The organism is Streptomyces toyocaensis (genome assembly GCF_000725125.1).
In the GTDB taxonomy this organism is placed as follows: Bacteria; Actinomycetota; Actinomycetes; order Streptomycetales; family Streptomycetaceae; genus Streptomyces; species Streptomyces toyocaensis.
Map to the genome: position 1 here is coordinate 513,981 of NZ_JFCB01000001.1, position 21,474 is coordinate 535,454.

A 21,474-nucleotide genomic window follows, 5' to 3' on the forward strand; every position below is an offset into this window, starting at 1 on the left:
CCGTGGTTACCAGGCTGAGGCGGTGCCTGTCTAAGATCCCCCGAAACCGGTTGCGGCCCGACGGGCTTCCTGCATGGACACGCCCCCACCCGCACGAGTCACTCGTGCTCTGGGGGACCCTCCTCGTGTCCATGCTCCTGCTGCGCTTAGCGGCGCGGGACCTGCTCGCTCTGAACGCACGGCACCGTCTGGTGCCCCACCTTGCGGCCCGCTGGGTGCACTTCGAGCGGGGTGATGCCTCCGACGGGGAGCGCTCCGCGTGGGCGCGCAGTCTCGTCTCGCTGGCGGAGGACCTGGTCGCCGCCGACCGCGGCAACGTCGAGATGATCGTCGAGTGTTCGCCCACCGTGGACGCGTCCGAGGGGGCGGCGAGAGCACACGGCCAGATCGATGTGGTCCTGGTGGGCAGGCATCCCGCGGAAGGCACCCTTTCCGTGCAGCTCGTCGAGCTGAAGCAGTGGTCGTCGGTGACGAGGGTGGAGGCCGCGACCGCCGATCTCGTGTACGTGGAGGGGATCGAGGGGCCCGTCGCCCACCCCGCCCTTCAGCTCGGTGAGTACCATGCGCTGTTCACGGGCCCCACCGGCCCACTGAACGGGTTGTCGTTCGAATGCGGCGGATTCGCCTACCTGCACAATGCCACGGAGGAATCCGTCCGGCCGCTGCTCGGTGTCCAAGCGCCCACGGGCCCCTATGCCCATACCTACACGAGCGACACCCGAGGTCGGCTTCTCAAGGATCTGCGGCGCCACTTCACCGACGAGGACGACTACTCGGCGGCCGAGTACATCCTGCACCGGATGAACCTTCGGAACACCCCGCTGCTCGACGCCATGGTCAGGTCGAACGGCGAGGACACGGTCTTCACCCTGAGAGGCCGCCAGAAGAAGGTCGCCGACGAGGTCCTGAAAGCCTCGGAAATGATCCTGGACCCACCGGACCGAGAGGCGCTCGTCCCCCGCCCGCAGCGTGCTGTCTTCCTGGTCACCGGGGGAGCCGGTACCGGGAAGAGCGCCATCGGACTGCAGTTGCGGGCCGATCTCGAAGCCGCCGGCCGAACGGTGAAGTACGCGAGCGGGTCGAGGGCCTTCAATGCCGCGATCAAGGAGAATGTCGGCTACACCGCGAAGGAGTTCCGGGGGCGCTTCGCGTACTTCAGCAGCTTCGTGACCCCGCCGGATCCACCACTGGACGTGCTGATCTGCGACGAGGCGCACCGGCTGCGGGACATGTCCAAGAACTGGCGGCTGCCCGCGGAGAAGCAGGGCACCAAGCCGCAGGTGGACGAACTCCTCGACGCGTCCCGCCTGACCGTGTTCTTCCTCGACGGGGCACAGACCGTGCGCCCCTACGAGGTGGGCACGCCGGAACTCATCGAGGACGCGGCGCGACGCCATGACGCGGTCTTCCGTCACTACCGTCTGGTGGAGCAGTACCGGTGCGGAGGCAGTGACGCCTACATCCGCTGGGTCCGTGCGCTGCTGGGTGTGTCATCGGAGAAGGCGTACGGGTGGGTCCCGGACGGACTCATGCACATCGAGGTCGTCGACACGCCCGACGAGATGGAACGCATCGTCCGCACCGAGTTCGACGCCGGTGCGACCGCCCGCATGGTGGCCGGGTACTGCTGGCCCTGGAGCAAGCCGGACAAGGACAAGAACCTCGAGAACGACGTGCGTATCGGCGGCTGGCACCGCCCGTGGAACGCGTCGGGTGAATCCTTCTGCGCCAACGGCGAACCGCCGTCGAGGATCTGGCCCGTGCACGACGCCGGCATCGGGCAGATCGGCTGCGTCTACACGGCGCAGGGGCTCGAGTGGGACTGGTGCGGAGTGATCATGGGCGACGACATGGTCTGGCGCACCGACCGCTGGGTGTACCAGCGAGGCAAGCAGCGCAAGGACCCGGCGGCCGGGGTGAACCGGGTGGCGAAGGCGGGGTCGCTCGATCCGAAGGTCCGCACGAGCACCCTCGACGACGAAGACTTCGCCCGCTGCGTCCGTCACGCCTACCACGTGCTCCTGACCAGGGCGAGTCGGGCCAGCGTGCTCTACTCCACCGACGAGGAGACCCGGCGCCACCTCAGGAAACTGGTCGGAGAGACCGACGTGCACGGGCTCCGGCCGACCCAGGAGTCCATCCCGCCCGAGCTGCGGATCACCCGGCAGGGTGGGGGCGCGCGGGGCCGCAGGGCCCGACGCGCACGGAACAAGGCGAAGCGGAAGAGCGAGATGATGTTGTTCTGAGTGCTCGGCCAGCTGTGGAGTGGCGGGCCCCGGAGCCCGCCACTCGCCTGCTTCAGAAGAGCAGGTGCGCTGCCGACATCATCGCGGCCACCAACAGGTTGGCGACCACGTTGACGGCGACGTCCGCCAGGATCTTGCGGAGCCGGGCGTAACGCGCAGGCTGGTACTCGACAGGGTCCATGGGTGACCACTCCTTGGTGGTGAGCAGGAATGGTGGGGGACGGCCCACCGGGCATCCGCTCACACACCGCACGCACGCGTACGGCGATACACCACCACTGCTCACATGCCGCCGAGTGGCACATGAACTCCGCACTCGTACCCCTCCGGGAGGATGCGCAGCACAAGTCACTCTACTTCACACACAGTTGTACGGTCCGCAGGTTAAGCGGACGCACCGGGCCACATCGTCCTGCCGGATGGCGGGGTACGGTGGCGGGCGTGAGGCGCCGTCGAAAGTGCTGCCCTCCGGTACGGCGGCCGTCGGTCGCTCACCGCAGGGGGCGACACCCCCATGCCGAGGACCGAGGTGCGCTTCTCCAAGCCCCTGCTCGTAGCGGCCAGAGTGAGCAGTTCCGCAACGTCCCGCACGAGCGGCACGACCGTGTTCGCGCTGCACAACGCCCGGTTCACCTGTACGTGTCCGTCCGTCACTCGGCCTTCCTGAAGACCGCCGACATCGCGTCTCCCGTGTCCTGGGCCAGCCGTCCTGGCGCATCCGGAGACATCAGGCCGATCCGGGTGGCCAGCTCGCGGCCGTGGACGTCGACGGCGGCCTCGATGAGTTCCGCGAGTTCCGCGAGTGCCTCGAGAGCGGTGCGGGCGCGCGACCGGGCGACGGACGCGCAGCCGACGGCCCAGGCGGCGAGGCGGGCCGCGGCAGTGAAGGAGTCGCGTGCCGACTGAAGCCGGCGTACGGCGGGTTCGGGGAGAATCAGCCACAACCTGGGCCAGAGGACGGCGAGGTTCACCCCGTAGGCGGCCTCGACGCGATCAGCCGCTGCCTGCATACGGTCGCCGTACCAGGTGGGGCGGGCCGGTTCGCGCAGCGCGATGCGGTCGCGGGCCTCGGTGAGGGCCTGGACCCGTGCCAGGGCGTCGTTCGCGCTCGTCCCCGCATCGCCGGGTCCGGCACCTACACGGTGGGCGTGTTCGATGGCCCGGGTGAGCTTCGCGTCCTTCTGCCGCCACCGGTGGGCCCGGCGTGCTGTCCTGGCCCGCGAGAGCGGGTCCCGGCCGAAACGCAGCCAGCACCGCTCGATCCCGCTGCCGAGGAACTGCGCGGCGAGGGAGGCCGCGGTCGCGGTGAGCAGGACGAGGGCGACCAGGAGCGCGGCGGTGCCGGTGCGGTCCAGGGCGGGGCGGGCGGCGAGGTCGTCCAAGGTGGTGCGCAGCCGGTCGACGTCGAGCCAGTGGCGGTGCCCCAGGGTGGCGCCGACGGCGGTCGCGGCGAGGAACAGAGCACCGAGGACCAGCGAATTCAGCCAGCGTTCGGTGAGTTTGCCGCCCAGGGTGGCGAGGAGGGGGTTCACGGCGGCGGAATCACAGTGCCGAGCCCAGTCGGCTCTTGCGCATGCGGGTGCCGTGGACGGCGCAGTACGAGGCGGGGAGCAGGTCGCGGGCCCGTTCCACCCGGGCACAGAGGGGCGCCCTGGGGCAGACGGCCACCTTGATGTGGGGCGCGATGCCGGGAGCCGTGGCGCCCCGGGATCCGCCGACCAGCCCGCGTGCGTCCCCGTTCCGACGCAACGCCGTGTCCAGGGCGCGGTAGCAGGACGCGAGTTCGTCGGCGTCCGGACCCGACCGCAGCAGGTCGCGCGCACGCTCGGCCGCCTCCCGGACCCCGGGCTGCCGCAGGTCCTCAGGCGAGCCGAGCAGGGGCGCACAGCGCCGCTGCCGCCCTGTCGGATCGGGGTAGGTAGGGAGATGCGGTCATGGGACGCGGACGGCAGGACGACGCACGCCGGCTACGTGGAGAGCGGCGGCAACGCCGACGACTTCTTGCGCCTGAGCGGCGCGACCGGCGACGTCGAGCAGAACGCGGTGACGGCACCCGACGGGCGGTGCGTGTGGTTCACGTACATCACCGCCGACGGTGAGCGCAGGATCGGTTCACATGGCCTCCTGCAAGGGCCGCGAGTCCGCGGTCACTGGGCGGTGTTACGTTCCGCGACATGACCGATCACGCGCTACGGCTGCTGCGGCAGGACCGCCGCCTGGCCGCACTGGCCGCCTTCCCCTTCGACTTCGACCTCGACCGTGCCACCCACGGCCATGTCGAGGAGGTCCGCCTCGCCTCGGGCGGACCGCTGGAGACGGTGGCCGGGGACGACACCGGCGGCACGTACTTCGTGTGCGCGGACGGCTCGGTGCTCTACGCCGACTCGGAGGGCGCCGCGGGGATCATCGGCTCCAGCGTCGACGAGGCCCTGGAGGTCGTGATCGGCCTGCCCGGCTGGCGCGGCTGCACGCGTCTGTCGCCGGACGACGGCGAGGAGAAGATCCTGGCGTACGTCGCGGAGACCGAGGACGAGATCCGTGAGTACCACGGAATCGACGAGGAGCGGGCCGAGCTCCGTGCGGCGCTGGGCATCCCGGAACGCTCCCCGGTCGAGCTGGTGGGCAGACTGCATGCCGCCCTGCTGCGCACCGAGCCGGACTTCGTCCTGCTCAACGCGGACGAGGGGTGCGCGTACGACCGGTTGGGCCCGGCCGGTCCACCGCTGTGGGAGACGGTGCTCGCGGCGGGCCGCGCCGATCTCGCCCGCCTGCGGGAGGGCGACCCCACGGCATGGAGTGAAGTCGCCGAGGACCCGGTCCGGCGCCGGCTCACCCTGCGCGCCGCGCAGTTCGACCGCGTCGAGGGCGACCTGGAGCTGCTGCGGCACCTGCTGCGGCACGAGACACAGTCATCGATGACGGATGAACTGCGGCTCGCTGCCGTGCTGGTGGGGCTGTACGGGGACACCGGGGACCTGCCGCTGCTGCTGGAGGTCCGGGAGACGGACTTCGACACCGCGTGCGGCCTGGGCGGTGTGCCGGAACCGGGAGCGAGCGCCGACGAGTTGCAACAGTGGGCGAGGGAACTCGACGAGTCGATGTTCGGGACGGACCCGTCGGACGAGCCGGTCTCCACCTGGACCGACCTGGCGCGGGACCAGGGGATGACGGACCTCGCGCGGGTGACGCTGATCCGCGAACTCGACAGCATCGTCATGGACCAGAGCAGACTCCGCCGCCCCGGGGCGCCCGGCACCCTGGCCACGGCTCCGCTGAGCGCGCTCACCCAGGACTTCGAGGAACTCGGCGACCTTCCCCAGGCGCTGCGTGCCCAGCGCCTGTACGCCGCCCTTCAGGAGACGGCGTGGGACCGGGCCTCGGCCCGGCACACCCTCGCCCGCCTGGAGCGGGAGGCGGGTCGGCTGCCGCAGGCGGTGGACAGCCTGGCCGCCGTGCGCGAGGCCCTGGCGACTCCGGGCGACGACTCACTGCGCTACTGGCAGCGGGTCAACCTCGGCCGTTTCATCGCCGAGGAGCACTACCGGCTCACCCTCGCCCTGGCCGACGCGGGCCACCCCGAGGAGGCCCGTGCCCTCCTCACCGCCGCCGACGCCGTACTCGGCGACCTCTCGGACAACGCCGCCAAGGGCGTCCGCGAGCTCGCCGAACGGACCGCTGCACGCGTGCGGGAGGTCGACTGAGGACGGGCACAGCGGGCGGCCGGCCGGCCCGCCGGGAAGCAGGGGCGGCCGAAGCACCTCCTCGCCCGCTGCCACGAGCGACGCACCACCGTCAGCGTGGCATTCTCCGAGCTCGCCGACAGGGAGAACGACCGAACCACCGACGTGGAGTGGTGGTGAACCCGTGGACGGGGCGGCGGCGCCCCGCCCACGCGTGCGGTCGCGGACGAGAGTAAGCGGGAGCTCAATCCGGCAGGGGGCAGGAGAGGGGGAGGACGCGTTCGGTCAGCCGGCCGGTGAGGTGGGTGTCGGTGAGGGCGGCGTCGGTGAGCCAGTCCGCTGCGGTCAGCCGGTCGATCAGGTCCCGCAGTTCGCCGGGGCCGACCGGGACCCGGGTGGCGAGGGCGTCCAGGGTGACGCCCCGGCCGCCGGGTCCGAGGCGTCCCACGTCGTCCGTCCACGTGGCCAGCGTCACGGCGAGCAGCCGGGCGCCGGCGGGGGCTTTGGCCTTGCGGAGCTTCTTGTCCGAGACCACTCTCTGGGCCCAGCCGGAGAGCTTGGGCCGGGTCTTCCTGCCGAACGTGAACGGGCCCGTCCCGTCCTCGTCGGGCACCAGGGAGGGGACGGTGACAGGGGTGGGGTTCTCCGGCCGGGAGGCGAGCAGGTCGCCGACGGTGCCGGGGAGGGACAGCCAGCCGCAGCCGGTCAGCTGCTCGACCAGGTCCTCCGGGTCGGTCAGGCCCAGCGCGTTGACGTCCTGGCCGACGAGGTTGCCGGTGCCTGTGTGCGCGGTGCGCAGGGTCAGCATCAGCACCAGCAGCCGTGCTTCCGCTCCGGGCAGCGGCGTGTGGCCGGCCACGTGCGCGAGGACGGAGCGCGCGTGCTCCCACTGCGCCGGCACGGTCAGCAGGCGCGCCACGCCCGGTTCGTCGCCGTCCCGGACGCAGCCGGTGCGGTGCTGGTGCTGGCGTCGGATGACGGCGGCGGCCTGCTCGGCACGCCGGGCCTCCAGCCTCAGGGTGACGTCGCAACTGACGTCGGACCAGGTGAGGAAGGCGCGGGCCTTGCGTTCCTGGAGATCGGCCAGCAGCGCCAGGTCGGGCTCGGGGCGCTTCTGGTAGGCGCGGAAGAGGTCACCGAGCTCGGTGAGTTCGTCCCGCAGGGACACGGGCCGCAGGTCCTGCGGAATGACACGCCGGCCGACCCTCGCCTCCGGCGGGCGGCGGCGCCGCGCGGGCACGGGGCGGGGTGCGGGTACGGAGAGGGGCGCAGGACATCCCGTCCGGATGGTGACCTGCTGGTCGGAGAACTGCGGCGTGCCCGCGCCGGTGCCCGCCGCCGCGGGGGTCGGGCGGCCGGCGGTCCGGGGTGCGGACGGAGGGGAGGTGGCCGCGGGCCGGGCCCCGGGAGTGGCGGCGGCACACTGTGAACAGCACTCCAGGGCCTGCCACCAGCGTCCTGCCCGGTCGGTGATCACGGCCAGGACGACCGGTCCGCCGCACCGCCAGGGTTGTTCGGTACGCGCACGCCGGCCGGTGTCGGGGAGGTGGGCGCGGCAGCCGTCCGCCCGGCAGGCGCAGTAGGTGTCGGCTCTGGGGGCGGAGGTGGCGCGCAGGTGCGCCGTCAGGTGGGCGACCGCGGCCGTACGGCCTGCCGCCGCGGAGGGCAGACGCCGCTCGGCACAGGCGGGTCGGCTGCACGAGACGCGCACCTCCGCGCTGCCTCGGCCGACGGGGTCCAGACGCACGGTCCACCGGCGTCCCGGCACCCGTTCGTCCAGCTCGCTCCCTGCGGCGGCCTGTGTCATCCCGTTCTTCCTCCGTCTCCCGTGACCTGCGTGTCGCCGCCGCTTCCCGTTGTGCCGAGAGGTGTTCGGGCGGCGGGTTCACGGTATGCGGCACAGAGGTGAAGGGGGATGAAATCGCACAGGGTGAGGGCTTTCGGGTGACAACGCCGTGCGTGTCGGTGAACCCGGGCACGACGGCCGTCACGACGACGGAGACGGGTCCGAACCGGCCTTTCCGCGAGCGTACTCGGGCGGCTGGGAGGAACTGAGCTGTCGGTCAGCTGCCCTGATAGATCGTGGTGCACAGCAGCGTGGCGCCGTCGTCCACCAGGGCGGCCCAGTAGCGCGTCTGGTCGCCCGCCACCCGGCGGCAGTTGTTCGCGTCGGCGCCCGCCGGGGCGCGGTAGACCCCTGTGATGTGCATGATCTGGTTGTACGGGACGGGTACCGGCTCGCGTCGGCAGGCCACGGCCGTCATCAGGGCGAGGGAGATCGAGTCGCCGGACTGCCGGCCGAGAATGCAGTAGTTGGCGTGGTAGACGCGGGTGAGGCAGAGCTTCGTGGTGTCGCCGGTGGTGGCGGACCGGTAGCTCCAGTACGACTTCCCATAGCCGGTGGGGCAGGCCGTGTTGACGGCGGACACCTGGACCTGCGCCTGCTCGCCGGCGCAGGACACGGGGTCCGGCGGAGCACCGACGCTCCAGTCGACGCTGGTGGTGCCCCCGCGGCCCGTGTCGTAGACCGGCAGGCAGTGGCCGACCGAGATGGCTTCGAACGCCTCTCCGGTGGGATCCGGAGCGGGTGTCGACGGCTCGGGGCCGGACTCGTCAGTGCTCCCCTCACCGGTGTCGGAGTCATCGGGGATGCGGTCGGTCGGCGAAGACGTGTACGGGGCCGGGCTGGAACTGGAGGGGGGCGAGTCGGCCAGCAAGTCCTTCAGCTCGCCCGCGTTGTTCAAGCCCAGCCAGCCCAGGATCGACAGCACGGATGAGATCCCGCCGATCAGTGCCCACACCTTGGCAGTGGAGTGGTCACCGGATGCGCCTGCCACCATGCCCTCCCCCGCCGAGACTCAGGCGATATTAGCCGTTTCGGCGCTGTAGAGAGTCCAACTTCCGTGCCCCGCCCCTGTTGACCCCGCCCGGTCCAGCACTCCATGGGTCGTCGCCCGCCGGGGTCACTACGCCTTGCGGGCCAGCCCGGCGACGATGAGGTGCTGCCAGACGCTGAGCTCCGGCTGCGCGCCGTCGGCGCTCCAACGGTTGGCGGTCGTGTCGGGACGCCACAGGGGTGCGGGAACGATTCCGGGGTCGAGGATCTCCAGGCCGTCCAGCAGGGAGGCGATCTCCTCGTCGGTGCGCCACCGGCCGCGGCCGAAGGTCTGCTGGAGGACCCGCTCGGCCTCCGCGGTCTCCGGGTTGCCGCCGGAACGGAAGTGGCTGATGAAGAAGTGGCTCCCGGAGGGTACGTGGTCGCGCCAGTGGCGGACGATCCCGGCCGGGTCCTCCTCGTCGTTGACGTGGTGGAGGACGGCGCTGAGGACGACGGCGACGGGGCGGTCGAAGTCGATCAGTTCCAGGGTGTCCGGGTGGGTGCGGACGCCATCGGGGTCGCGTACGTCGGCCCGGACGACCCGGGTCCGGTCGTTCTGCTCCAGCAGCGCGCAGCCGTGGACCAGCACCTGGGGGTCGTTGTCGACGTACACGATCCGGGACTCCGGGGCGTGCCGCTGAGCGACCTGGTGGACGTTGTCGGCGGTCGGCAGACCGCTGCCCAGGTCGATGAACTGCCGTATGCCGGTGGTCGTAACGATCTGCGCGATCGCCCGCGTCAGCGCCGCACGGTTGGCAAAGGCGATGGCCACCGAGCCGGGGAGGTCCCGGAGGAACACATCGCCGACCTCCCGGTCCACTGCGTAGTTGTCCTTGCCGCCGAGCAGGTAGTCGTAGACGCGGGCGATGCTCGGCCGGGTGGAGTCGATGGAGGAACCTTCAACCGTCATGCCGGCCATCCTCCCCCGCGAGGTCACCTGCCGACCGGCGTTCCTGAATCCCCGGGCGGACGGGGTCCGAGGCCGGGGCGGCCCCGGTCCACGACCGCGCGGGGAGGGTCGCCCCGACCGCCGGTACGGTCGGCCGGGACGAGGGCGCCGCAGACGTCGGGGAACCCGGAAGCGCGCCGGTCCGCCACCGGCGGGGTGGGCGGGTCGGCAGCCCTGAACTGCGGGCCGAAACGACGAACCTGCTCGCGTGGTTCCCTGAGTCCGTTGCGACGTCGGTTCCGTTGTTGCAGGCGTTCGTCGCCGATGAGGCATCGCCCGGCGCCGCGGCGACGGGAGTGGTCGCCCTCGGCCTGCTCGGCGATGCGGCGACCGTCCCCTTCATCGAGCCCTACCTGGAGAGCCCGATCGCCGAGTTGCGCTGGGCCTCCGCCTTCGCGTTGACGCGGTTCGGCGTCGCCGGCCCGGCCGTCGTCGACGTACTGACGCAGGTGGTCGCTCGGCCGCCCGAGAGGACCGGGACGATGACGTTCCTGAGCGGCTCCTACGGCGGCCTCGCGGCGACGGCCCTGGCCGAGACGTCCGCGGCCACGACTCTCCGGACGGTCGCTCAACCCTCAGGCACGGCCCGGACCTGAAGCGCCCGTGGTGAAGTGTGGGCCTCCGAACAATCCGACAGCAGGGAGCGTTTCTTCCGATGACCGCACAGCCCGCACGCCCTGAGCGCAGTGGTCCCGAGACCGCCTCGGTCATGGATGTCCCGCCGTTCAAGCCTCCTCTCGTCAAGGCGGTGTTCAGGGACGTGACCCCGATGCACGTCTCCCGGCCGGCCGCGCGGGCCGCCGCGTCGGTGACGCGGACAGTGCTGACGGAGATCATCGACGGCGCGAGGAGCGGCGGAAGAGTCCCGGAAGAGGCTGGTTCCCGGGGACCTTCTCTCGGCGATCGACCGGAACGTCGAGATCGAGGTCGGGAGCCAGTGGTACGACCACAGCCCGACGTTTCAGGGCCTGACCGGTGTCGTGCACGACGCCCAGGGTGTCATCGTGCCTTCTCCCAAGCGCAGCAGGTCGCGTCGACCGAGTGCTGTGGTCGGCGCCCACAGGTTCGAGGCCGGGGTCAGGAAGCTGCTGCGGAGGCAGGGGGTGACGGCCGTCCCGGCGATGGTCCGTGACCTGAGGGGAATCACGAGTGTGTTCCTGACGGACCTCGCCCCGGACGCGGCCATGGTCGTCCGCGAGGGCGGGGTCAAACGTTTCGGTTCGGTCGCCCTGGTGATGCCGGGCGAACCGGCCCCGCCTCCGCCCCTCAAGGATTCCCTCCTGGCCCTGTCCACCCGCAGGGGGGACGGGCGGACCATCGGCAGGGACGACGTTCTGGCCGCCACCACCATCCAGTTGTTCGGCGGCAACATCAGGCAGCGAGCCCTCACCGAAGCACGTGAGGCGGCACAGGACACTCCGGCCGGCTGAGCCGGTGCGATGAGCATGGCCCGCGCCCTCGTCTGCTACCGCGGGCTTGAGTTCAGGAGGAGCGGTGCTGCCACTCAGGTGTTGGCGGCGCCCCAGTGGAGGGCGCCCCCCATGGGGAACAGGGAGCCGATGCGTCGCTCCTGTGGCGTCTTCCCTGCCGGCGTTGTCGCGTCTGAGCAGCCAAGCAGCCTGACGCGATCAACCACAACGACGGTGGCCGCGGCGCGTACTTCATGGACCCGGCGGGCCACCCCATGGAGCTCATCACCGTGCCGGGCGGCGGCTGGGCCTCGTCACCCCATGCACCGAGGGCCGCACCCCCGCGCGGGGGTGCGGCCCTCGGCCGTTGCTCGTACCTCATGAGATCGCAGACGGCGCCCTGGCATGCCAGTCCCTTCGCACCCATCGACACGCGAGCATGAGGGACTGTGCGAAGAGCCGGCACCGAAGCCCTGTGGGGCTGTCGTAGAACGACTTTCAGGCTTTGATCCCGGTCGGGTGGGACGAGAGGCGGCCCCGCCTCAGATGGTCGGGGTGTCGTCGACGACCGGCTTGTGAATCTCAACGACCGGCTTCCACCCCGCGGAGAACTCGATGAAGTCCGCACGGGTGGGGTAGGTGTCGATCGCACGACGGTCACGCTTGGGGCTGTCGCTCGCCTTGCGCCCCCGGGGAATCTGCTCCTCGAAGATGTCGACCTTCACGTCGGGAACCTCCTTGAGGCCCTGGCGCCAGATCTGCACGACGTCGGCGCCGAACGCCTGCCGGGCCGCGGCGTAAAGGGCCGAGAGGGACCCCTTGTCCCCACCGGGGACGAAGAGCGCCAGGTCCAGAACGACACCGGCGGACTGGAGGACCTCGATGGTCACCGGACCACTCTCGTCGGCCACGTAGATCCCGGCTTCGTTCTCGTCGTCGGGAAGGCAGAAGACCTCTTCCTGGAATACGGTCCTCGCCGTGATCGAGCCGCCCTCGAAATCCTCACCGGGCTTGGTCAGAAAAGCAGGGACATAGCAGTCGGGAAGTTTGAGTACTTCCGTGTCGGCGGAAACGAAGAGCCTGTCCTTCACGCCGAGCTTCGTCACCTCTTCCAGTGAGAGGCGGCGAGCGGCGATCTTCTCCGTGTTCACGATTTCCCTTTCAGGTTGCACTGTCCCTCCGAGCGAGGACGCTACCACGAAACCCTGAGGTCAACTGCCCAGTAATCGTTGGGTATATATGCTCCAGTGACCTGCACGGGAGGATATTGAAGCGAGCGCCACTCGGTCGGGATCACGCACCCGCAGGGCAGTACCCCTCGTCGTGGTGTTGGTGATCAACTGGTCATGGATTTGGGTGCGTTGGGTAGCACGGAGGAACTTAAAGAGATTCTGCGGTAGATATCACCCATATCGTCTTCGAGGGGCGTGGTCACGGGAGCCGCGGTGCGAGTCCCTGGGGTACTCGAGAAGATGCTGGGAGAACTATGAACGCGGAAGGCGCGACGCGCGGTGAGGCCAAGCTGTGCTGGCGCACCAGCAGTTACAGCACGGGGTCGGGTGGAGCGTGCGTTAAGGCCGCCCTTACGGCTGTCGGTGTTGCATGTGCGTGACTCGAAGTACGTAGCGCAGGGTAGGCCTGTACTCGGGGTCGGCTTGCAGGTGTGGTCGGCGTTGCTTGGTGCTGTGTGAGCTTGTTATCGAGTGAGCCCGCCCGTCTGTCCGCCGGTGGGAGCCCAGGCAACGCGTCGTGTGGCTGGTTTCCTCAGGCGTTCTTGTCTCTCACCCGATCAGCCTTGGATCATGTGCACCGCTGCTCTTTCGTGTCCCCTGCTTGTGGGTTGGAAGCAGGACGGGGGCACGGAGAGGACTGAGAGCGGTATGGCGGACAGACAAGACGGGGGCGTCACAGTGCTGCGCGGGTGTCGAGCCGGTCTGCTGAGGCGATCGCCGCCGGCACCGTGGTGCAGCCGCCGGCGGGCACCGAGGGCCGGGGGGACGCGCTTGTCATCAGCATCGCCGAAGAGGTGGACGGAGTGATTGTTTCGAACGACAATTTCGCCCCGTTCCAGAAGGCCAATCCCTGGCTTCTGGACATCGGCAGGGTGTTGGGTGCCACGCAGTCCCAGGGAGTGTGGGTCTTCAACCCGCGCAGGCCCAACGCCACCGGGGCAGCGGGACGTCGTCGCTGACCGGGGGGGGGGACCACTGACGGTACTTCCGGTGCGCCGGGGCCCAGCGCGGCGCACCGCAGGGAAGCCCTGCGGTGCGGGTCCTACTGGTAGTGGATGCGGCGGGGTGCGGCGAGATGCCGGCCGTACTCCCGCAGACAGCCGTCGAAGAGTTCGCGCAGCGTGTGTGCTTCCGCAGGAAGGGTGGCCGAGAAGGCGGCCCAGCCCGTGAAGGTCAGCCCGTGCGGCAGGTCGACGAGGCCGGTGATCGCGTCCCACAGCGCGTCCCAGTTCCGGCCGTAGAAGTCGGGGAACCGCAGTTCCCGTTGAAGGAGCCGGTGGAGCTCCTCGGCGTTCCGCACCTCGGTCAGATCGATGACCAGTGCGTCGGGAGCATCCGTGGGCTCCACCCCGCTTGTTTCGTCTGCCATGGTGGCTGTGGTCTCAGTCCGCCCGCACCGCGGTGTAGGGGACGGGCCAGTCCTCCACCTTCACCAGCAGGCCCTCGCTCGCGAGGTCCCGGAGGATCTGGTGGGTGTGCTTGTCCTGTGGGTCGTTCTCGAGACGGCGCGCCGGCTGCCGGACGGCTCGGTCAACGCTCCGCCCCCTGTGCCTGTTCGCCGATCGTCGTGGCGTGCGCCTTCTTCGAGTGGTTGGCGATGCTCGCCGGAGCGCCGACGTAGTCGCACGCGGGGCACGTGAGCCACACTCCCTCGGACACGGCACGCGCGCTCACCGAGTGGCCGGGCCCGTATCCGTGTCCGTGGAGCAACTGGGCGATGGAGGAGCCGTACTCGACCGCGAGCAGTGCCGCCTCCGCCACCTTGTCGTGACCGGGGGCGAAGAACGATCCGGTGCCGACCTTCTTTGCGCAGCCGCACCAGCAGGTGCCCGTCGGAGTGAGGTGGGGAAGAGACTTCTGCGTCATGCCGTCACGGTAGATCAACGAACGTGGAGGCACGAGGGCTTTGCCCTGTTCGGTGCCCTCACTCGTAGCATGCTGCGTGGCCGACCTCTACGAACTCCAACTCGCTCTCCACCTTCCGGGCTCCTTCGCACCCGATGACCTCGCCCTGCTGCGATGGCACTTGGGGATGGAGGGCGGACGGCAGGGTGGCGGTTACGCGTACCCCCTGTGGGACGCCCGGGGCGCGGCGTTGCGGATCGGGGGCGCGCTGGTCGGGGAGTTGCACTCCGGTGGTGGTGCGGGATGGGCGCTGACCGTGCGGCAGGAGACGCATCCCGACCACTTCGACGCTCTGCGCAGGATCGTGCTCTGGCTCGGCGCTCGTACGACGACCGTGGGCACCGTGGGGCACCTCCGCTTCTACGAAGAGGATGTCCCCGACGTGCTGATCGCGGAGAGCGGAGCCGTACGCCGAGAGGTCCTGCGTGTCGACAGGACCGTCGGGACGGCGGATCACGTGATCCCCGACTTCTACGCCTGAACGGTGGCCGGTGCCGCGTCTCCTCCCGGTGCGGCGCCGGGCACCCCGCTCACTTGATCGAGCACTCCTTCACGTCCAGCGGTGTCGTGTCGCCCGCCGGTCTGCTGCACAGGACCTCCGCCTTCGACACACCCTCCGGGGTTCTCCGGACCCGGGCGAGGACGATGCTGTGGCCGTGCCGTTCGCCGTACAGGGGTGCGTCGGTGAAGTCGATCGTGCCGGTGGCCATCCCGTCCAGCTTGACGCTCCTGAGGTTGATCCAGGTCGCGGCGCGGCTCTGGGGTACGTCTCCGAGGCTGGCCGCCCAGTACAGCGCACGCGTGGCGTCGTGGGACAGGGCCGTCTGACCGCTGGCGAAGTCGGCGGCGTCGTACGTGGCCTCCCCGTCCTTGAGCCAGGGGAGGTGCTCGGCGGCGTCCTGGTAGAAGGCGGTCCCGGACGCCGCTTCCCGCAGCTCGGCCAGAGCGGCGTGGTACAGCGTGATCCGCGGAGCCACGCCGTCCCGGCCGCCCGTGCCGGAGAACTTGGCCTTGCTCAGGTCGTCACCCGTGAGGATCGAGATCTCCCTGTTCGCGCAGCCCGGTTCGACGCCCAGCTGGGTCATCAGCGGCCCGATGTCCTCGACCCGTCCGGCGAAGTAGATCACCGAGGGGACGTTCTCCCCGCGGCAGATGCTCTCCGCGTGCAGGCGCAGCTCGGGCTTTCCGTTCGCCACCCGGTAGGTCCGCGCGGGCAGCAGCCGGAACCCCTCCCGCTTCAGCATCTCCCCGCCGTACAGCGCCTGTTCGCTGGTGTATCGGTCCTGCGACTCCTTCGTGTCACGCGCCAGCACCAGGGCGTGCGGGGCCCTGTCCCGGCCGCGCAGCTGCCGGGCGACGAGACCGAGCGCCTCCGCCTGGTGCTCGTCGGGAGCGGCCAGGCTGAACCAGTTGGAGAACTCCTTCGGCAGGTAGGTCGCCGAGTTGGTGCCGGACACGACCGGCAGTCCCGCCGCGTGGAGCCGGCGCGTCACGTCGGGGCTGCTCTGCAGGTCGCGGCCGAAGCCGACGACTCCGACGACGGTCGGGTCACGGTCGGCGTAGGCGGCGATCGCGTCGGCCGTGACGCGCTGGTGCCCCATGTCCGCGCCGCCGTTGGCGAGCAGAACCCGTACCTTCACCCGGTAGTTCTCGTTGACGACACGCTGGGCGAGGTAGACGCCGGCCAGCTCCTCGGCGCCCTTGACCAGGGACGGGTCCACCGCGGCCGAGCTCAGCGGTCCCGCGTACACCACCGTGACGTAGGTGCCGGGGTGGTCGCGCAGCACCTCGGCGTTCTCGGCGTGCACCAGCTCCTCCAGCTCGCGCAGCCTCCCGCCCTCCTCGCCGGCCCCGCCGGAGAGGTGGGCGCCGAACCGCACGTCCCCGGCGGCTATGCCGACGCACTCCGTGCCGCCCCCGGGCGCGCGACGCAGCTCGGTGTCGCGGTCGGCGGTCAGCAGACCTGCCGAGCAGTACGTCCGGTGCAGTTCGCGGGCGTGGACGACGCCCGCGGTGGCGGCGAGGGCGAGGACCAGGATCAGGCTGTGCGCCGACCACACGACACGGGCCACGGACGGCCGGTGCCCGGCCCTCACGCACCGCCAGTCCGTCTGGCGCAGCTGAACCAGCTCGTCACGGGGCAGCGGGATCCTGAGCACCCAGGGCAGGGCGTTGGTCCTGCTCGGCGACTGGTCGGCCCGGAGATTCCCGGCCCATTCGTCATACCAGTGCCGCAACCGGTGCTGCAGGCGCGAGGGCCCGGTCCGGGACGGGGGCTGGGGCTGCGGCCGGTTCATCGGCGCGGTTCCGTCGGGGCCCCGGTCGAGCAGCGCCGCGTCGCCCGACGCCACGCCCGCCACGATCAGCAGCGGGTCGAGCTCGCTGCGTCGGCTGCGGACGTCACTGACCGCCCTGATCAGCTCGATACCTCCGTTCTCCCGGCCCACCCGGCGCAGGAACAGCACCGGCGGCCGGGTCCGCTTCAGCCCTCGCAGGTCCCAGCTGCCGCGCCGGTGGCTGTCCCGCAGATCCTCGAAGAGCGCCAGCACGTACAACTGGAGGGGGAACGGGCCGCCCTCGCGCATGGCCTCGGACACGTCGTAGGCGCGGGCCGCTATGGCCCGCCAGGAGCGGACCGGCCGCAGGAGCCGCACGCTTGTCGACTGGCGGCGGGCGGCGGACTGCAGGAACGTCGTGGTCAGGAACCACCGGCTCTCCCTGCGCAGCCACAGGAAGAGGGGCGCGCGTCCGGGCACGTGGTTCAGGAGGGCGAGCAGGATCATCAGCCCGATGCCCGCCAGGACGGCGACGTACCACTCGGGACGGGTGAGCAGCGCGGTGAAGGCTCCCAGGACACCCATGGGAAGGAACTGCTGCACGTCGTTGAGCAGCACCTGCCGGTTGCGGCGCGGGGGTCTGCGAGGGCGCCAGCGCTGCCGGGCGAGGATGCGCAGAAGGTGTGTCTGGGCCTGCTCCCGCTGGGCGTTCCCGTCCGGGGTGCCTGCCGGGGCGGTCGGCCAGTGCTCGCGCATCTCCGGATCGTCGGTGGCTTCCTGAAGGGCGCGTACGAGGCCCAGGCGGGGGAAGGAGTAGGGCCGGTAGGTCGCGGAACGGTCGCCCCACTTCCGGGGGTCGCCGAGGTCGCGCAGGAGCCGTACGGCCTGGGCGGTGGGGTCGAGGCTTCCCGGCTGCGGCTCGGTCGGGGCGACGGCCAGGCGCGTACCGTGGCGCTGCTGTCCTTCGCTCAGTTCGTCGACGAGTTCGGTGACGCGGTCGTCGTCGGCGGCGTCCTCCGCGTGCAGCACGATCACCGGCATCGGAGGATCACCGGCCCGGAAGTCCTGGATCAGCGACTCCAGTTGTCGCTGCACGTCGATCCCCGCCCCGGTCGACATGCCCGGGTGACCGCCCGGGCAGTCCTGAGGGAAGTTCTGGTCGCGGCCGTGCATGGACACCCCCCGTTGTCGTAAGACACATGTGTCACAAGCGCCTTGTGAGGATATCGCCCGGCTCCGACAACTGCTCCTGGCGAAAACACAGTTCGTCGTGGCGGTCATCCGCCCCCGCGGAAGGTCCTGCGATCGGGTGATGCCGTACGGCGGGGCACGTACGGGGGCGGGGGTGTCGTAGGACGGGGCACGGGCCGGTGCGGTGGTGTCGTACGACGGACAGCCCGCATGCTCTCGGTGCCGACCGCCGACCGCCGACCGCCGACCGCCGACCGCCGACCGCCGACCGCCGACCGCCGACCGCCGACCGCCATCCGCCAACCGCTGACCGCCGACCCCCGACTCCCGGAGCCGGGTGACCGCGGCAACCGGTTCCCCGGCCCCGTCCCGGCCGCCCATTGGGCCGCCCGGGTCACCCGGCCACCCGGTCACCACCCGGTCGCGACGGCTGCCGTGCGTCCCGTCGCCGTCGGCCGCACGATGGGCCGTGTCGCCGACCGGCGGACCGATCGGTGCCGGTCGGATGCGAAGGAGGCCCCCGGGATGGGCGAGCTGTACATCGACGGCGAGTGGACCGCGGCGGCGGCAGGCGGACGGCGGGAGGTGGTCAACCCGTACGACGCCTCCGTCGTCACCACCGTGGACGAGGCGGACGCCGCCGACGTGGACCGCGCCGTGCGTGCCGCCCGGCGCGCCTTCGAGGAGGAGGACTGGGCAAACGCCCCCACCCGCCGGCGTGCCGACCTCCTGATGCGGGTCCACGACCTGCTGCTGCGCGACATCGACGAGATCGCCCGCACCGAGACCCTCGACACCGGCAAGACGCTGACCGAGGCCCGCATCGACGTGGAGGACGTGGCGAACGCCTTCCGCTACTTCGCGGAACTGGCGGGCAAGGACGGCGGCCGTGTCGTGGACGTCGGCCCGGACGTCCTGAGCCGGGTCGTCCACCAGCCGGTCGGGGTGTGCGCGCTCATCGCCCCCTGGAACTACCCGCTGCTGCAGGCCTCGTGGAAGGTGGCTCCGGCGCTGGCCGCGGGCAACACCTTCGTCCTCAAACCCAGCGAGACCACACCGCTCACCACGATCGCCATGATCCGGCTGATCGAGGAGGCCGGTGCCCCGCCCGGCGTCGCCAACCTGGTGCTCGGCTCCGGAGCGAGAGTCGGTGCGGCGCTGACCGCCCACCCCGAGGTCGACCTGGTCTCCTTCACGGGAGGCCTGGCCACCGGCCGGGCCATCATGGCCGCCGCCGCCGAGGGGCCGAAGAACATCGCCCTGGAACTCGGCGGCAAGAACCCCAACATCGTCTTCGAGGACGCCGACTTCGACGCCGCCGTGGACTACGCGCTGGACGCCGCCTTCCTGCACGCCGGGCAGGTCTGCTCCGCCGGTTCGCGTCTGCTCGTCCAGGACTCGCTGCACGACCGGTTCGTCGACGCCCTCGCCCGGCGCGCCCGGGCGATCCGTCTCGGCAACGGCATGGAGGAGGGGACCGAGAGCGGCCCGCTCAGCTCCGCCGAGCACCGCGAGAAGGTCGAGGGCTACATCGCCGTCGCCCAGGAGGAGGGCGCCCGGCTCGTCACCGGCGGCACCCGCCCCGACGACCCGGCGCTCAGCCGCGGCTTCTTCCTGCTGCCGACGGTCTTCGCCGACTGCGACAGGTCCATGCGCATCGTGCAGGAGGAGGTCTTCGGGCCCGTGGTCACCGTCGAGCGGTTCCGCACCGAGGACGAGGCGGTGGAACTGGCCAACGACACCCGCTACGGCCTGGCCGGCGGTGTGTGGACCTCCGACGCGAGCCGCGCCCAGCGCGTCGCCCAGCGGCTGCGGCACGGCACCGTGTGGATCAACGACTTCCACCCCTACGTACCGCAGGCCGAGTGGGGCGGCTTCGGCCGCTCCGGCGTCGGGCGCGAGCTGGGTCCCACGGGCCTTCGTGAGTACCAGGAGGCCAAGCACATCTACCAGAACCTCGCTCCGGCGCCCTCCGGCTGGTTCAAGGGCTGACCCGGCACGGCACGGTACCGCCCGTCACCACCCGACGGTCCCGACGGCACCGACGGCCCCGAGGAAAGGCACTCCATGACCTCCACCACCCCGCACGGCGCGGAGTCCTCCTACGACTACGTCGTCGTCGGCGGCGGCACCGCCGGCTGTGTGCTCGCCGCCCGCCTGAGCGAGGACCCCGACTGCCGCGTCTGCGTCATCGAGGGCGGCCCAAGCGACGTCGGTGACGAGCGCATCCTGCGCCTGCGCAACTGGATCAACCTGCTCGGCTCGGAGTTCGACTACGGCTACACCACGGTCGAACAGCCACGCGGCAACTCCCACATCCTGCACTCACGGGCCCGGGTGCTCGGCGGCTGCTCCTCCCACAACACGCTGATCAGCTTCCTGCCGCTGCCGCAGGACCTCGACGACTGGGTCGCCGCGGGCTGCGCCGGCTGGGACCCGGCGACGATCCTCCCGTACCGCGACCGGCTGCGGACCACGATCGTCCCGGTGGCCGAGGCCGACCGCAATCCCATCGCCAAGGACTTCGTCACCGCCGCCTCCCGCGCCACCGGGGTCCCCGTCATCGACGACTTCAACGCCGAGCCCTTCGCCGACGGCACCGGCTTCTTCTCCCTCGCGTACAAGCCGGAGGGCAACTTGCGCTCCTCGGCGTCCGTCGCCTACCTCCACCCCGTTCTGCACCGCCCCAACCTCACGCTGCTGCTGGAGACCTGGGCCCACCGGCTGCTCACCGACGCGTCGGGGAGGCTGACCCGCGTCGCCGTCCGCGGCGCCGACGGCGAGCCCGCCACCGTGCGCGCCGAACGCGAACTCCTGCTGTGCGCCGGCGCCATCGACACCCCGCGGCTGCTGATGCTGTCCGGCATCGGCCCGGCCGACGACCTGCGCCGCGTCGGCATCGACGTCCACGTCGACCTGCCCGGCGTGGGGGAGAACCTGCTGGACCACCCCGAGTCGGTGATCGTCTGGGAGACGGAAGGCCCGCTGCCGCCCAACTCCGCGATGGATTCCGACGCCGGCCTGTTCCTGCGCCTCGACAAGGGGCAGCCGCGCCCGGACCTGATGTTCCACTTCTACCAGGTGCCGTTCACCGTCAACACCGAACGTCTGGGCTACCCCGTCCCCAAGTACGGGGTGTGCATGACACCGAACGTGCCCCGGGCCCGCTCCACCGGCCGCATGTGGCTGCGCAGCTCCAACCCGGCCGAGCACCCCGCCCTGGACTTCCGGTACTTCACCGACCCCGACGGCCACGACGAGCGCACCATCGTCGAAGGGCTCAAACTGGCCCGGGAGGTCGCCGCCACCGATCCCCTGAGCGGCTGGCTCGTGCGCGAGGTCGCACCCGGCCCGGACGTCACCTCCGACGCCGCCCTGTCCGAGTACGGGCGCCGCGCGGCCCACACCGTCTACCACCCGGCGGGCACCTGCCGCATGGGCGCGGCGGACGACCCGATGGCCGTCTGCGACCCGCACCTGAGACTGCGCGGCGCCGAGGGCGTGCGCATCGTCGACGCGTCGGTGTTCCCGACGATGCCCACCATCAACCCCATGGTGACCGTCCTGCTCGCCGCCGAACGCGCCGCCGACCTGCTCACGGGTCGCCCGGCGCCCACCGGGCGGGCGGGGGCACGGTGACCGGTCCGCGGTCCCCGTGGGTCTTCCGCGCCGTGGAGCGCCGGCGAATGCCGTCGGCCGCCGGCGGCC

At 71.0% G+C, this 21,474-nt stretch carries 18 protein-coding genes and 2 pseudogenes; 10 read left to right on the forward strand and 10 right to left on the reverse strand.

Translation table 11 applies throughout. From position 1 onward, the window contains the following. Window positions 1-131: 131 nt before the first annotated feature. Window positions 132-2,246 carry a DNA/RNA helicase domain-containing protein gene (locus BU52_RS02135; RefSeq protein ID WP_037927846.1) on the forward strand — a complete coding sequence of 705 codons (2,115 nt, stop codon included), beginning with the start codon at window positions 132-134 and terminating at the stop codon, window positions 2,244-2,246. Between the two features lie 52 nt (window positions 2,247-2,298). On the opposite strand, the gene BU52_RS36095 is transcribed toward BU52_RS02135, so the two are convergent. The 3 genes from BU52_RS36095 to BU52_RS36100 form a co-directional block, all read right to left on the reverse strand. Continuing rightward, window positions 2,299-2,427 (reverse strand): DUF6408 family protein, encoded by a 129-nt coding sequence (locus BU52_RS36095; protein WP_107061054.1) that lies wholly within the window; start codon window positions 2,425-2,427, stop codon window positions 2,299-2,301. 469 nt (window positions 2,428-2,896) lie between these two features. Further along, window positions 2,897-3,778 (reverse strand): hypothetical protein, encoded by an 882-nt coding sequence (locus tag BU52_RS02140; protein ID WP_037926839.1) that lies wholly within the window; start codon window positions 3,776-3,778, stop codon window positions 2,897-2,899. Between the two features lie 10 nt (window positions 3,779-3,788). Further along, window positions 3,789-3,995 (reverse strand): hypothetical protein, encoded by a 207-nt coding sequence (locus BU52_RS36100; protein WP_235216239.1) that lies wholly within the window; start codon window positions 3,993-3,995, stop codon window positions 3,789-3,791. Window positions 3,996-4,172: 177 nt separating this feature from the next. On the opposite strand from BU52_RS36100, the gene BU52_RS02150 reads away from it, so the two are divergent. Next, a complete protein-coding gene (locus tag BU52_RS02150; RefSeq protein ID WP_037926842.1) occupies window positions 4,173-4,424 on the forward strand; it encodes a hypothetical protein in 252 nt (83 codons plus the stop codon). Next, complete coding sequence (locus BU52_RS02155) at window positions 4,421-5,947, forward strand: hypothetical protein (RefSeq protein WP_037926845.1); 1,527 nt, start codon at window positions 4,421-4,423, stop codon at window positions 5,945-5,947. Before BU52_RS02150 ends, BU52_RS02155 begins: the two co-directional genes overlap by 4 nt. Window positions 5,948-6,170: 223 nt before the next feature. On the opposite strand, the gene BU52_RS02160 is transcribed toward BU52_RS02155, so the two are convergent. The 3 genes from BU52_RS02160 to BU52_RS02170 form a co-directional block, all read right to left on the reverse strand. Beyond that, window positions 6,171-7,733: a hypothetical protein gene (locus BU52_RS02160; protein ID WP_037926847.1), complete on the reverse strand. Its 1,563-nt coding sequence runs from the start codon at window positions 7,731-7,733 to the stop codon at window positions 6,171-6,173. Window positions 7,734-7,989: 256 nt separating this feature from the next. Further along, window positions 7,990-8,766: a hypothetical protein gene (locus BU52_RS33165; protein WP_051857819.1), complete on the reverse strand. Its 777-nt coding sequence runs from the start codon at window positions 8,764-8,766 to the stop codon at window positions 7,990-7,992. Between the two features lie 126 nt (window positions 8,767-8,892). Beyond that, window positions 8,893-9,723 (reverse strand): SAM-dependent methyltransferase, encoded by an 831-nt coding sequence (locus BU52_RS02170; protein WP_037926850.1) that lies wholly within the window; start codon window positions 9,721-9,723, stop codon window positions 8,893-8,895. Window positions 9,724-9,998: 275 nt separating this feature from the next. Here BU52_RS02170 and BU52_RS02175 point away from each other — a divergent pair, with 275 nt between their 5' ends. The 3 genes and pseudogenes from BU52_RS02175 to BU52_RS36105 form a co-directional block, all read left to right on the forward strand. Beyond that, window positions 9,999-10,349, forward strand: coding sequence for a HEAT repeat domain-containing protein (locus tag BU52_RS02175; RefSeq protein WP_157847795.1), 351 nt, complete (start codon window positions 9,999-10,001; stop codon window positions 10,347-10,349). A gap of 59 nt (window positions 10,350-10,408) precedes the next feature. After that, window positions 10,409-11,183 (forward strand): annotated as a pseudogene (locus BU52_RS02180) (hypothetical protein). A gap of 182 nt (window positions 11,184-11,365) precedes the next feature. After that, window positions 11,366-11,473, forward strand: a pseudogene (locus BU52_RS36105) (VOC family protein); the annotation flags it as partial. Window positions 11,474-11,704: 231 nt separating this feature from the next. Here BU52_RS36105 and BU52_RS02185 read toward each other — a convergent pair. Beyond that, window positions 11,705-12,313 carry a hypothetical protein gene (locus tag BU52_RS02185; protein ID WP_037926853.1) on the reverse strand — a complete coding sequence of 203 codons (609 nt, stop codon included), beginning with the start codon at window positions 12,311-12,313 and terminating at the stop codon, window positions 11,705-11,707. Window positions 12,314-13,083: 770 nt separating this feature from the next. On the opposite strand from BU52_RS02185, the gene BU52_RS02190 reads away from it, so the two are divergent. Next, a complete protein-coding gene (locus tag BU52_RS02190; protein ID WP_037926855.1) occupies window positions 13,084-13,353 on the forward strand; it encodes an NYN domain-containing protein in 270 nt (89 codons plus the stop codon). A gap of 83 nt (window positions 13,354-13,436) precedes the next feature. Here BU52_RS02190 and BU52_RS02195 read toward each other — a convergent pair whose 3' ends face one another. Both BU52_RS02195 and BU52_RS02200 read right to left on the reverse strand, forming a co-directional pair. Next, complete coding sequence (locus BU52_RS02195; RefSeq protein ID WP_051857823.1) at window positions 13,437-13,763, reverse strand: barstar family protein; 327 nt, start codon at window positions 13,761-13,763, stop codon at window positions 13,437-13,439. Between the two features lie 161 nt (window positions 13,764-13,924). Continuing rightward, window positions 13,925-14,260, reverse strand: a complete 336-nt coding sequence (locus BU52_RS02200) for a hypothetical protein (protein WP_235216240.1) — start codon at window positions 14,258-14,260, stop codon at window positions 13,925-13,927. Window positions 14,261-14,336: 76 nt separating this feature from the next. On the opposite strand from BU52_RS02200, the gene BU52_RS02205 reads away from it, so the two are divergent. Continuing rightward, a complete protein-coding gene (locus tag BU52_RS02205; protein WP_037926862.1) occupies window positions 14,337-14,780 on the forward strand; it encodes a hypothetical protein in 444 nt (147 codons plus the stop codon). Window positions 14,781-14,829: 49 nt separating this feature from the next. Here BU52_RS02205 and BU52_RS02210 read toward each other — a convergent pair whose 3' ends face one another. Then, window positions 14,830-17,694 carry a type 1 periplasmic-binding domain-containing protein gene (locus BU52_RS02210; RefSeq protein WP_037927859.1) on the reverse strand — a complete coding sequence of 955 codons (2,865 nt, stop codon included), beginning with the start codon at window positions 17,692-17,694 and terminating at the stop codon, window positions 14,830-14,832. A 597-nt stretch (window positions 17,695-18,291) separates the two neighbouring features. Between BU52_RS02210 and BU52_RS02215 the strand changes: the two genes are divergently transcribed. Continuing rightward, window positions 18,292-19,758: an aldehyde dehydrogenase family protein gene (locus BU52_RS02215; protein WP_037927860.1), complete on the forward strand. Its 1,467-nt coding sequence runs from the start codon at window positions 18,292-18,294 to the stop codon at window positions 19,756-19,758. 75 nt (window positions 19,759-19,833) lie between these two features. Further along, the gene (locus tag BU52_RS02220; RefSeq protein ID WP_037926865.1) at window positions 19,834-21,405 is read left to right on the forward strand and encodes a GMC family oxidoreductase; all 1,572 of its coding nucleotides are present in this window, start codon (window positions 19,834-19,836) and stop codon (window positions 21,403-21,405) included. Window positions 21,406-21,474: the final 69 nt, after the last annotated feature.

Excerpts from the sequence above, each read along its gene's own strand:
- BU52_RS02135 (WP_037927846.1), top strand. The coding sequence starts at position 132 with ATGCTCCTGCTGCGCTTAGCGGCGCGGGACCTGCTCGCTCTGAACGCA.
- BU52_RS36095 (WP_107061054.1), bottom strand. The coding sequence starts at position 2,427 with ATGGACCCTGTCGAGTACCAGCCTGCGCGTTACGCCCGGCTCCGCAAG.
- BU52_RS02150 (WP_037926842.1), top strand. The coding sequence starts at position 4,173 with ATGCGGTCATGGGACGCGGACGGCAGGACGACGCACGCCGGCTACGTG.
- BU52_RS02155 (WP_037926845.1), top strand. The coding sequence starts at position 4,421 with ATGACCGATCACGCGCTACGGCTGCTGCGGCAGGACCGCCGCCTGGCC.
- BU52_RS02160 (WP_037926847.1), bottom strand. The coding sequence starts at position 7,733 with ATGACACAGGCCGCCGCAGGGAGCGAGCTGGACGAACGGGTGCCGGGA.
- BU52_RS33165 (WP_051857819.1), bottom strand. The coding sequence starts at position 8,766 with ATGGTGGCAGGCGCATCCGGTGACCACTCCACTGCCAAGGTGTGGGCA.
- BU52_RS02170 (WP_037926850.1), bottom strand. The coding sequence starts at position 9,723 with ATGGCCGGCATGACGGTTGAAGGTTCCTCCATCGACTCCACCCGGCCG.
- BU52_RS02195 (WP_051857823.1), bottom strand. The coding sequence starts at position 13,763 with ATGGCAGACGAAACAAGCGGGGTGGAGCCCACGGATGCTCCCGACGCA.
- BU52_RS02200 (WP_235216240.1), bottom strand. The coding sequence starts at position 14,260 with ATGACGCAGAAGTCTCTTCCCCACCTCACTCCGACGGGCACCTGCTGG.
- BU52_RS02210 (WP_037927859.1), bottom strand. The coding sequence starts at position 17,694 with ATGTCGACCGGGGCGGGGATCGACGTGCAGCGACAACTGGAGTCGCTG.
- BU52_RS02215 (WP_037927860.1), top strand. The coding sequence starts at position 18,292 with ATGGGCGAGCTGTACATCGACGGCGAGTGGACCGCGGCGGCGGCAGGC.
- BU52_RS02220 (WP_037926865.1), top strand. The coding sequence starts at position 19,834 with ATGACCTCCACCACCCCGCACGGCGCGGAGTCCTCCTACGACTACGTC.